The organism is Nocardioides sp., from assembly GCF_035703625.1.
Lineage (GTDB): Bacteria > Actinomycetota > Actinomycetes > Propionibacteriales > Nocardioidaceae > Nocardioides.
In genome coordinates this window covers 1-11,147 of the sequence record NZ_DASSXS010000169.1, presented here as the reverse complement: position 1 = coordinate 11,147, position 11,147 = coordinate 1, and the positions used below count along the sequence as shown (strand labels likewise).

11 protein-coding genes and 1 pseudogene are annotated in these 11,147 nt (G+C 71.1%); 1 reads left to right on the top strand and 11 read right to left on the bottom strand.

The genetic code is table 11. The features are described 5' to 3' along the window. Positions 1-187: 187 nt before the first annotated feature. The 9 genes from VFN12_RS08345 to uvrC form a co-directional block, all read right to left on the bottom strand. Positions 188-547, bottom strand: a complete 360-nt coding sequence (locus VFN12_RS08345; protein WP_325118177.1) for an RNA polymerase-binding protein RbpA — start codon at positions 545-547, stop codon at positions 188-190. A gap of 15 nt (positions 548-562) precedes the next feature. Beyond that, complete coding sequence (gene secG / locus VFN12_RS08340; protein WP_325118176.1) at positions 563-799, bottom strand: preprotein translocase subunit SecG; 237 nt, start codon at positions 797-799, stop codon at positions 563-565. Between the two features lie 29 nt (positions 800-828). Further along, positions 829-1,623, bottom strand: a complete 795-nt coding sequence (tpiA, locus tag VFN12_RS08335; protein ID WP_325118175.1) for a triose-phosphate isomerase — start codon at positions 1,621-1,623, stop codon at positions 829-831. Positions 1,624-1,700: 77 nt separating this feature from the next. Then, positions 1,701-2,912, bottom strand: a complete 1,212-nt coding sequence (locus VFN12_RS08330; RefSeq protein WP_325118174.1) for a phosphoglycerate kinase — start codon at positions 2,910-2,912, stop codon at positions 1,701-1,703. Between the two features lie 2 nt (positions 2,913-2,914). Next, entirely contained in the window at positions 2,915-3,910 is a 996-nt protein-coding gene (gene gap, locus VFN12_RS08325; protein WP_325118173.1) for a type I glyceraldehyde-3-phosphate dehydrogenase, read from the bottom strand. A gap of 89 nt (positions 3,911-3,999) precedes the next feature. Then, positions 4,000-4,986 (bottom strand): DNA-binding protein WhiA, encoded by a 987-nt coding sequence (whiA, locus tag VFN12_RS08320; protein WP_325118172.1) that lies wholly within the window; start codon positions 4,984-4,986, stop codon positions 4,000-4,002. Positions 4,987-5,045: 59 nt separating this feature from the next. After that, positions 5,046-6,005 carry a uridine diphosphate-N-acetylglucosamine-binding protein YvcK gene (locus VFN12_RS08315; protein WP_325118171.1) on the bottom strand — a complete coding sequence of 320 codons (960 nt, stop codon included), beginning with the start codon at positions 6,003-6,005 and terminating at the stop codon, positions 5,046-5,048. 5 nt (positions 6,006-6,010) lie between these two features. After that, positions 6,011-6,883, bottom strand: a complete 873-nt coding sequence (gene rapZ, locus VFN12_RS08310; protein ID WP_414690018.1) for an RNase adapter RapZ — start codon at positions 6,881-6,883, stop codon at positions 6,011-6,013. 2 nt (positions 6,884-6,885) lie between these two features. Continuing rightward, positions 6,886-8,895, bottom strand: a complete 2,010-nt coding sequence (gene uvrC, locus VFN12_RS08305; protein WP_325118170.1) for an excinuclease ABC subunit UvrC — start codon at positions 8,893-8,895, stop codon at positions 6,886-6,888. Between the two features lie 74 nt (positions 8,896-8,969). Between uvrC and VFN12_RS08300 the strand changes: the two genes are divergently transcribed. Beyond that, positions 8,970-10,271, top strand: a complete 1,302-nt coding sequence (locus VFN12_RS08300) for a pyridine nucleotide-disulfide oxidoreductase (RefSeq protein WP_325118169.1) — start codon at positions 8,970-8,972, stop codon at positions 10,269-10,271. Here the strand turns inward: VFN12_RS08300 and VFN12_RS08295 are convergent. After that, positions 10,258-10,740 carry a Rieske (2Fe-2S) protein gene (locus tag VFN12_RS08295; protein ID WP_325118168.1) on the bottom strand — a complete coding sequence of 161 codons (483 nt, stop codon included), beginning with the start codon at positions 10,738-10,740 and terminating at the stop codon, positions 10,258-10,260. The two genes, VFN12_RS08300 and VFN12_RS08295, sit on opposite strands and share 14 nt — an antisense overlap. A 101-nt stretch (positions 10,741-10,841) precedes the next feature. Next, positions 10,842-11,147, bottom strand: a pseudogene (locus tag VFN12_RS08290) (excinuclease ABC subunit A); the annotation flags it as partial.

Below are 11,147 nucleotides of genomic sequence, written 5' to 3'. Positions count from 1 at the left end.
TTCGTTGCCGCCAACGTGTTCGGCCTTCGGCGCGACTGCGATGACCTGTTGGTCCAGGGCGCGATCGAGGCTCGCCGCCGAGCGGGGCACCGCATCACAGCCTGAGCAGACGCGCCGACTCGACGTCCCAAACGTCAGCAGACGCGCCGACTCGACGCCCCAGACGTCAGCAGACGCGCCGACTCGATCAGAAGATGATCTCGCCGGCCTTGCGGCGGGTGCGCAGCAGCTGCAGGGCCTCGTCGAGGATGTTGGCCGCCTCGGCGTCCGAGCGACGCTCCTTCACGTAGGCGAGGTGCGTCTTGTAGGGCTCGATCTTGGGCGCCGGCGGCGGGTTGTCACTGTCCATGCTGGCCGGCAGTCCGCACTTGGGGCAGTCCCACGAGTCGGGCGGCTGGGCCTCCACCGAGAACGTCACCACCGAGCGGTGCTCGTGGGAGCAGAAGTAGGTGACTGCCTGGCGGGGCGCAGCCTCGCCGCGCTCGGCCTCACCCATCGGGCCGGCACCGACCCGACTTCCGCGAATTGCGTTTCCTCCAACTGCCACGTCAGCGGTCCTCTCTCAACTCTGGTAGGCCAGGAGCAGGCCCAGGGCGATGATGCAGGCGAACCAGATCACACCGATCCCGATCGTGAGTCGGTCGAGGTTCCGCTCCGCGACCGACGAGCCGCCCAGGGAGCTGGACACGCCACCCCCGAACATGTCGGACAGTCCGCCGCCGCGGCCCTTGTGGAGCAGCACCAGCAGGATCATCAGGGCGCTCGAAACGACGAGCACGATGGTGAAGAGCAGAATCACGGCCTGAATGCTACGTCACGCCGGGGCGATCACAGCAACGGCATGTCATAGAAACGACAAATTCCGCCGAACTCGTCCGCCTGGAGGCTGGCGCCGCCCACCAGGCAGCCGTCCACGTCGCCCTTGTCCATGATCCCCGCGACGTTCGCGGCCTTGACCGAGCCGCCGTACAGGATGCGTACGCCGTCGGCGGCAGCGTCGCCGTGGACCTCACGGATCCGCTCGCGGATCGCCGCACAGACCTCCTGCGCGTCGTCGGGCGTGGCCACCTCGCCGGTGCCGATGGCCCAGACCGGCTCGTAGGCCACCACCAGACCGGCGACCTGCTCCGCGGAGATCCCGGCCAGGGAGCCGTCCACCTGGGCGAGGGTGTGAGCCACGTGCTCCCCTGCCTGGCGGACCTCGAGTCCCTCACCGACGCACACGATCGGCGTCATCTCGGCTTCCAGCGCCTTCTTCGCCTTCGCGTTGACGACCTCGTCGGACTCGGCGTGGTGCTGACGCCGCTCGGAGTGCCCCACGACGACGTAGGAGCATCCCAGCTTGGCCAGCATGCCCGCCGAGATCTCGCCCGTGTAGGCGCCGCTGTCCTGCGTGGAGAGGTCCTGGGCGCCGTACCGCACCAGCAGCTGGTCACCGTCCACCAGGGTCTGCACGGAGCGCAGGTCGGTGTACGGCGGCAGCACCACCACCTCGACCTGTGAGTAATCGTGCTTCTTGTCCGCCAGGGTCCAGGCCAGCTTCTGGACGAGGACCACCGCTTCCTGGTGGTTGAGGTTCATCTTCCAGTTCCCGGCCATCAGGGGCGTGCGGGTCTCGGCCATGTGCTCCTCGGTTCTTTCGGTGACCCGCCCGAAACTTTCGGGCGGGTCAGCGGAGTTTCGGGTCAGTTTCGGGCGGGTCAGCGTTCGAGGACGGCGATGCCGGGCAGGTCCTTGCCCTCGAGGTACTCGAGGCTCGCGCCGCCGCCGGTCGAGATGTGCCCGAACGCCGACTCGTCAAACCCGAGCAGGCGCACGGCGGCCGCCGAGTCGCCTCCGCCGACGACCGACAGTCCGGAGACCTTCGTCAGTGCCTCGGCGACGGCGCGGGTCCCGGCAGCGAAGGCGTCGGTCTCGAAGACCCCCATCGGCCCGTTCCAGAAGACGGTGCGGGCCTCGGCGAGCTCGGCGGCGAACGCCTGGGCGGAGTCCGGCCCGATGTCGAGGCCCAGCGCGTCGGCGGGGATCCCGGAGGCGGGTACGACGGTCGGCTGGGGCGTGCGGTCGTCGGAAGGGAAGGCGGTGTCGACGACGATGTCGGTCGGCAGCACGATCTCGACCCCGGACTCCTTCGCGCGGGCGAGGTAGTCGCGGCAGATGTCGAGCTGGTCCTCCTCGAGCAGGCTCGTGCCGACCTCGTGGCCGAGGGCCTTGAGGAAGGTGAAGACCATGCCGCCGCCGATGAGCAGCTTGTCGGCCTTGTCGAGCAGGTTGTCGATCACGCCGAGCTTGTCGGAGACCTTGGACCCTCCGAGCACGACGACGTAGGGCCGCTCGGGGTCGGTGGTGAGCCGCCGCAGCACGTCGAGCTCGGTCGCGACCAGCTGACCCATGGCGTGGGGCAGCCTCAGCGCGACGTCGTAGACGGAGGCCTGCTTGCGGTGCACCACGCCGAACCCGTCGGACACGAAGGCGTCGGCGAGCTTGGCGAGCTCGGCGGCGAAGGCGGCCCGGACCTCGTCCTCACCGCTGGTCTCCCCGGCGTTGAAGCGGACGTTCTCGAGCACGGCGACCTCGCCGTCCTGCAGTGCCTCGACGGTCTCGCTGGCGCTCTCCCCGACCGTGTCGGTGGCGAAGGCGACCTTGCGGCCGAGCAGCTCGCCGAGTCGCTCGGCGACCGGGGCCAGGGAGTACGCCGGGTCGGGTTTGCCCTTCGGGCGCCCCAGGTGGGCGGCCACGACCACGCGGGCACCGCTCTCGGCCAGCCGGCTGATCGTGGGCACGCTGGCCCGGATCCGCCCGTCGTCGGTGATGGTGCTGCCGTCCAGGGGCACGTTGAGGTCGCTGCGCACGAGCACGCGCTTCCCGCGGAGATCGCCCAGGCTCTCGATCCCGTTCTGTTCCCGAGCCACGGTCAGAGCGAGTCGCCGATGTGGGTCACCAGGTCGGCGAGGCGGTTGGAGTAGCCCCACTCGTTGTCGTACCAGCCGACCACCTTGACCTGGTTGCCGATCACCTTGGTCAGCGGCGCGTCGAAGATGCACGAGGCCGGGTCGGTGACGATGTCGGAGGAGACGAGCGGGTCGGTGGAGTAGCGCAGGAACCGCCCGTCCGCCGCCTTCTCGACCGCGGCGTTGACCTCGTCGACGGAGGTCTCGCGGCCCGCCTCGAAGGTCAGGTCGGTCGCCGAGCCGGTCGGGGTCGGCACGCGTACGGCGTAGCCGTCGAGCCTGCCCTTGAGCTCGGGCATGACCAGGCCGATCGCCTTGGCCGCACCGGTGGAGGTAGGCACCAGGTTGATGGCCGCTGCCCGCGCCCGGCGCGGGTCCTTGTGGATGTTGTCCTGCAGGTTCTGGTCGGCGGTGTAGGCGTGGATGGTCGTCATCAGGCCCTTGACGATGCCGAACTCCTCGTGGAGCGCCTTGGCCATCGGGGCGAGGCAGTTGGTGGTGCACGAGGCGTTGGAGATGACGGTGTGGGCGTCGCCGTCGTACTGCTCGTGGTTGACGCCCATCACCACGGTGATGTCCTCGTTCGAGGCCGGGGCGGAGATGATCACCTTCTTGGCCCCGGCGTCGACGTGGGCCCGGGCCTTGGTGGCGTCGGTGAAGAAGCCGGTGGACTCGATCACGACGTCGGCGCCCACGTCGGCCCACTTGAGGCTGGCCGGGTCGCGCTCGGCGAAGGCCGCGATCTCCTGGTCGCCGACCTTGATGGAGGACTCCGTCGAGGTCACATCGGTGCCGAGCCGACCCAGGATCGAGTCGAACTTGAGCAGGTGGGCGAGCGAGGCGTTGTCGGTCAGGTCGTTGACCGCGACGATCTCGATGTCGGCGCCGCTGGCATGCACGGCCCGGAAGAAGTTGCGGCCGATCCGGCCGAAGCCATTGATACCTACGCGAACGGTCACTGCGATGCTCCCTACCGCTTTTCGATTTGAAGGCTGTCTCGGTCCCTGAGCTGTCACTCGACCCTATCGCGCCTCCGCGGGGGGCAGACCTACGCCTCGTCGGCCAGCATCTCGGGCGTCAGCGAGGCCTCCGTGTCGGGGATGCCGAGCTCCTCGGCGCGCTTGTCGGCCATGGCGAGGAGCCGCCGGATCCGCCCGGCGATGGCGTCCTTGGTGAGCACCGGGTCGTGCAGCTGTCCCAGCTCCTCGAGCGAGGCCTGCTTGTGCTCCAGGCGCAGGGTCCCGGCGAGGCGCAGATGGTCGGGTACGTCGTCCGCGAGGATCTCCAGGGCCCGCTCCACCCGGGCGCCGGCGGCGACCGCGGCACGAGCCGATCGCCGGAGGTTGGCGTCGTCGAAGTTGGCCAGCCGGTTGGCGGTGGCCCGGACCTCGCGCCGCATCCGGCGCTCCTCCCAGGCCATCAGGGTCTCGTGGGCGCCGACCCGGGTCAGCAGCGCGCCGATCGCGTCGCCGTCGCGGATCACGACCCGGTCGACGCCGCGCACCTCGCGGGCCTTGGCCTGGATGCCGAGCCTCCGGGAGACGCCGACCAGGGCGAGCGCCGCCTCGGGCCCCGGGCAGGTGACCTCGAGGGCCGACGAGCGGCCCGGCTCGGTGAGCGAGCCGTGCGCCAGGAACGCGCCGCGCCAGGCTGCGACCGCGTCACAGCCTCCGCCCGAGACCACGTGCGGCGGCAGACCCCGCACCGGCCGCCCACGCTGGTCGAGCAGACCGGTCTGACGGGCCAGCGCCTCGCCGTCCTTGACGATGCGGACCAGGTAGCGGCTGCCCTTGCGGATGCCGTTGCCCTGGATCATCACCACGTCCGAAGTGTGGCCGTAGACCTCGGCGACGTCCTTGCGGAGCCGCCGGGCGGCTGCTCCGGTGTCGAGCTCGGCCTCGACAACGATCTTGCCGCTCACGATGTGCAGGCCCCCCGCGAACCTCAGCATCGAGGCAACCTCGGCCTTGCGACAACAGTTCTTCGAGATCTGGGTGTTGGCGAGCTCTGCCTTCACCTGTGCGGTCATCGCCATGGGCTGAATCCTGCCACGTCCGTCAACAACCCCCGGATGTGTCCGACCCGGCCCCGCTGTCAGCCGTCCTCGAAGATGGCCGCGTAGGCGCGGGCGAGCTTTTCGGGGTCGTGGCGGGGCGTGCCGTCGCCCAGGGCGACGTCGTCGACGACCAGCTGCGCGCCGTACGACGCCACCGCCTGCTCGAGCTCGTCGACCTCGGTGAGGCTCCCGGAGTCGGCCAGGACGGTGTGGACCTTGAGCCCGGGGGCGTGCTCGAACAGCGCGGCCAGGTGGTCCTCCGGACCGAACCCGCCGGTCTCCCCCACCTGCGCCGCCAGGTTGAGCACGACCACCACGCGGGCGGCGGTCTTGCCGAGCGCCTCGCGCAGGTCCGGCACCATCAGGTGCGGGATCACCGAGGTGAACCACGACCCGGGGCCGAGCACGACCCAGTCGGCGTCGCGCAGGGCCTCGACCGCCTCCGGGCAGGCCTGGGGGTCGGCGGGGTCGAGCGCGACCGAGACGATCTCGCCCTCGGTGGTGGCGACGGCGACCTGACCCCGCACCGTCCTGGTCGCCCGCGGGTCGTCGGGGTCGAGCCCCCGGACCTCGGCGGTGATGTCCATCGGGGTGAGGGCCATCGGCAGCACCTGGCCGGTCGTGCCGAGCAGCCGTCCCATGTAGCGCAGGGCCTCCACGTGGTCGCCGAGCAGCTCCCACAGGCTCACGATGAGCAGGTTGCCGACCACGTGACCGCGCATCTCGCCGTCGCCCTCGAAGCGGTGCTGGACGACCTGTTCCCAGGTCCGCCCCCACGCGTCGCCGCGGGTCAGGGCGGCCAGCGCCATCCGGAGGTCGCCGGGCGGAAGCACGCCGAACTCGCCGCGGAGGCGCCCGGACGACCCGCCGTTGTCGGCCACGGTGACGACGGCGGTCAGCTCGTCGAGCACCAGCTCGTCGACCAGGCGGCGCAGCGCGTGCAGCGAGGCGTGCAGGCCGTGCCCGCCGCCGAGAGCCACCGCCGACTGCGCGCGCATGCCGCTCACTCGCGCCCCAGGTCGCGGTGGGTGGCCCGGACGTGGTGTCCGCGCTGCGCGAGCCGCCGGGCGATCTCGACGGTCATCGCGACGCTGCGATGCTTCCCGCCGGTGCAGCCGACGGCCACGGTCATGAACCGCTTGCCCTCGGTGAGGTAGCCCCGGGTGACACCTTCGAGGACGCCCAGGTAGCCCTCGAGGAACTCCTCGGCGCCCGGGCGCTCGCGAACGTAGGCGGCGACCTCCGGGTCGCGGCCGGTCCGGGGACGCAGCTCGGGAACCCAGTGCGGGTTGGGCAGGAATCTCATGTCGGCGACGAAGTCGGCGTCCGGAGGGATGCCGTACTTGAAGCCGAAGCTGACCACGGTGATCTTGAGGTTCATGGTGTCCGGGGAGCCGAAGGCGTCCCCGATGCGGTAGGTCAGCTGGTGGACGTTGAGGTCGGAGGTGTCGATGATCAGGTCGGCCTCGCTGCGGAGGTCGGCCAGGACCTCGCGCTCGCGCTGGAGGCCGTCGAGGAGCCGGCCACCCGCCTGCAACGGGTGGGGACGCCGCGCGGCCTCCTGGCGCCGGACCAGGACGTCGTCGGACGCCTCCAGGAAGACCAGCGTCGCGTGCCGGTTGCCGATCTTGCCCTTGGCGAGGTTGGCCCGCAGCGACCCGAAGAACGCGCCGGAGCGGACGTCGACCACGACGGCGATCGGCTGCCGGAGCCCCCGGCTCTCGTCGACCAGCCGCACGACGTCCTTGAGCAGGCTCGGGGGCAGGTTGTCGACCACGTAGAAGCCGAGGTCCTCCAGCTCCTTGGCCGCGGTGCTGCGGCCGGCGCCGGTCATCCCGGTGACCACCACCAGCTCGCCGCGCGTCGGGTCTGCCACGCCTAGCCCTCCTCGATCTCACCGGTCGCGGTGTTGACGGAGACAGTCTGACCGCTTCCGGCCGCCACGGCATCCTTGATCGCCGTGGCGGTGCGGGTTCCGATGCCCGGAACCTGCGCGATGTCGTCGACGCTGGCGGCCCGCAGCTTCTTGAGCGACCCGAAGTGCTTGAGCAGCGTCTTGCGCCGGACCTCACCGAGACCCGGCACGTCGTCGAGCAGGCTCTCGACCATCGACTTCGACCGCCGGCTCCGGTGGTGGGTGATCGCGAAGCGGTGGGCCTCGTCGCGGATCCGCTGCAGCAGGTAGAGACCCTCGCTCGACCTCGCCATGATCACCGGATCGGGCTCACCGGGCAGCCACACCTCCTCCAGCCGCTTGGCCAGGCCGCAGACCGGTACGTCGTCGATCCCGAGCTGCGCGAGCGCCTCCCGGGCCGCTGCCACCTGCGGCTGGCCCCCGTCGACGACGACCAGTCCGGGGGCGTAGGCGAACTTGCGTGGCCGGCCGGTCTCGGGGTCGACCAGCATCGGTCCCTCCTCACCGTCTCCGAGCGCGACCTCGCTGCCCCGTGACTGCTCGTCGAGCAGGCGGCGGAACCGGCGCGTGATCACCTCGTGCATCGAGGCCACGTCGTTCTGTCCCCCCGACGGGTTGGAGTCACCGCGGATGACGAACCGGCGGTACTCGCCCTTGCGCGGCAGGCCGTCCTCGAAGACGACCATCGAGGCGACCACCTCGGTGCCCTGCAGGTTGGAGACGTCGTAGCACTCGATCCGCAGCGGCACCTCGTCGAGGGCCAGTGCGAGCTGGATCTCCTCCAGGGCACGGTTGCGGGTGGTGAGGTCGCTGGCCCGCTTGGTCTTGTGCAGCACCAGGGCCTGGCCGGCGTTGCGGGCCACCGTCTCCTGGAGCGACTTCTTGTCGCCGCGCTGGGGCACCCGGATCCGCACCCGGCTGCCCCGCAGGTCGCCGAGCAGCCGCTCGAACGTGTCGGCATCGGGCGGCATCTCCGGCACCAGGATCTCGCGCGGGATGTTGTCGGCGTCTCCGGCGTACAGCTGGAGCAGGAAGTCCTCGACCAGCTCGGCCGTGCCCCCCTCGTCGACCCGGTCGGCCACCCAGCCGCGCTGTCCCCGGATGCGCCCGCCCCGGACGTAGAAGATCTGGACCGCGACCTCGAGCGGGTCCTCGGCGAGGGCGATCACGTCGGCGTCGGTGCCGTCGCCGAACACCACGGCCTGCTTCTCGAGCGCCTTCTCCATGGCGGCGAGGTCGTCGCGGAGCCGGGCGGCCTTCTCGAAGTCCTCCGCCTCGGAGGCGGCGTACATCTCCTTGCGGATCCGCTTGACGAACGCGGAGGTCTGGCCGCCCATGAAGTCGCAGAAGTCGTCGACGATCCGGCGGTGGTCCTCGGCGCTGATGCTGCCGACGCACGGCGCGGAGCACTTGTCGATGTAGCCGAGGAGGCAGGGCCGCCCGATCTGGGCCGACCGCTTGAAGACGCCGTTGGTGCACGAGCGCATCGGGAACACCCGCAGCAGGAGGTCGACGGTCTCGCGGATCGCCCAGGCGTGGCTGTAGGGGCCGAAGTACTTCGTGCCCTTCTTCTTGGCGCCGCGACCGACCATCACCCGCGGGTACTCGTCACCGACGGTCACCGCCAGCCATGGGTAGGACTTGTCGTCGCGGTACTTGACGTTGAAGCGCGGGTCGTACTCCTTGATCCAGGAGTACTCCAGCTGGAGCGCCTCGACCTCGGTGCTGACCACCGTCCACTCGACGCTGGCCGCGGTGGTGACCATGGTCGCGGTCCGCTGGTGCAGGTTGCCGATGTCCTGGAAGTACGACGACAGCCTGGCGCGGAGGTTCTTGGCCTTGCCGACGTAGACCACCCGACCCTGCGGGTCACGGAACCGGTAGACCCCCGGCTGGGTGGGGATCGAACCCGGCTCCGGGCGGTACGACGCCGGGCTGCGCTGGGCCGATCTCTCCGGGACGGATCTGGGCACGCACCAACCCTACGGTCCGGTGGCGACACGGCGCGGCTCCCGTCCGGTTTTGTCGACTCGATTAGTCTGGTTTCATGCTGGGTCGGGACTTGTACGGCTACGCCCTGAGCACGGGGCCGGAGGCGGAGGCCGCCTACGTGCGCGGGGTGCGCGACCTGCTGTGCCTGCGTGCCGGCGCCGTCGAGGCCGCCGCCGAGTCGATCGCGCACGACCCGCACTTCGCCCTGGGGCACGCGGCCCTCGCGCTGCTCGGCCACGAGCTGTGCGCCCCGGTGGACGTCGAGGCCCGCCTGCGCGACGCCGCCCTCCACTCCGTGCGGGGCACGGCCCGCGAACGCAGCCACGTCCAGGCGATCTCCGCCCACGTGTGCGGCGACTCGCGCCCCCTCGTCGCCCACCTGGTCGCCTACCCCCGCGACGCGCTGCTGCTGTCGGTCGCGGTCCCGACCATCGCCTTCGCGGGCGTGACGGAGGTGCCGGAGGAGGCCTGGTCGATCGTCGAGCGCGCCGCACCGGCGTACGGCGACGACTGGTGGTTCGGCGGGCTGCTGGGGTTCATCCGCCAGGAGCAACGTCGGTTCGACGAGGCGATGGAGCTCGCCTGCCGCTCGCTCGCCGAGGAACCGGCGGCCGGACACTCGGCGCACGCGCGCGCCCATGCCCACTACGAGACGGGAGACCACGCGGGCGGCCTGTCCTGGATGGACCAGTGGCTGGCCGGAGAGGGCGCCGAGGCGCAGAGCCTCACCCACTTCGCCTGGCACGCCGCCCTGCACGAGCTCTCCCTCGGCGATCTGGACGCCGTCCGCCGACGCTACGACGCGCAGCTGCTCCCGGAGGCCGGGCTCGGCTGTCGTGCCCTCGTCGACAGTGGCTCGCTGCTCTTCCGCTGGGCCATCACACCCGGCGCCACCGACGTCCCCGACCTCGCCGCGGTCGCCGCCGCCACCGACCGGGAGATCCTGGAGCGGCCGGCCACGCCGTTCGTGGCCATGCACGCGGCCGTCGTCCAGCTCGCCCTCGGCGATCGGGCCGGGCTGGCCACCCTCACCCGCTGGGCGGCCGACCATGCCCACCCGGTCCACCGCGAGGTCGTGGCCCCGCTCGGGACCGCGCTCCTGCAGATGGCGGACGGGCGCTGTTCCGAGGCGGCCGACGCGCTGGCCGCTCTCGACCGGGCCTGCCCTCGCCTCGGCGGCTCGGACGCGCAGCGCGAGATCCTCGAGGAGACCCGCATCTGCGCCCTCCTGCGCGCGGATCGGTACGACGACGCGCGCCGGGTGCTCGACGACCGCCTCGACCGACGGCGCTCACCGCGGGACCTGCGCTGGCGGGACGAGTGTCGTCCCAGGACAGGAACCGTCAGGCCAGGTTGATCTTGTTGCCCCGGACGTCGAGGCGGACCTCCGAGAGCGGCGAGGTGGCCGGGCCGCTCTCGACGGAGCCGTCGTCGACGGAGAACCTGCTGTCGTGGCAGGGGCAGTTGATCGTCCCGCCGCTGACCTCGCCGACCAGGCACCCCTGGTGGGTGCACACGGCCGAGAAGCCCCTGAAGTCGCCCTTCTTCGGCTGCGTGACGACGACCTGCTGGTCACCGAACACGACGCCGCCGCCGACCGCGATCTGGTCGGTGGTCGCCAGGGCCGCGGCGCCGGTGTCACCGCCGGTCCCGCTGCCGGTGTCGTTGCCGGTGTCGTCACCGCTGCCGCTGCTGGTCTCGTCAGCGGCGGGTGGCTCGGCGCTCGAGCTGGAGTCGTTGCCGCAGGCGGCCAGGGCGGCGGCCCCCAGTCCCAGCGTGGCGGCCCCGGTGAGAGCGTGGCGGCGGCTCAGTCCGTCAGGGGTCATGTCAGGGCTCCTCATGGTCTGGGCAGGCCCCAGACAGTACTGCGCCTCGCTGACAGAAACATGAGAACGACAAGCGTGCTCAGGCGGCACTCAGGCGGGACTCAGCCGGCGCTGGTCCGCTTCCGGGCCGTCGAGGTCTTGCGGGCCGACGACTTCTTGGCGGCGGAGCGCTTGCGGGTCGCCCTGGCCGGCGTCGCGGAGGACCGGAGGATCGGCCCCAGGAAGTGTCCGGTGTAGCTGTCGGGATTGGCGGCCACGTCCTCCGGGGTGCCCTCGGCGATGACGGTGCCGCCGCGGGAGCCACCCTCGGGCCCCATGTCGACGACCCAGTCGGAGGTCTTGATCACGTCGAGGTTGTGCTCGATGACCAGGACGGTGTTGCCCTTGTCGACCAGGCTCGACAGCAC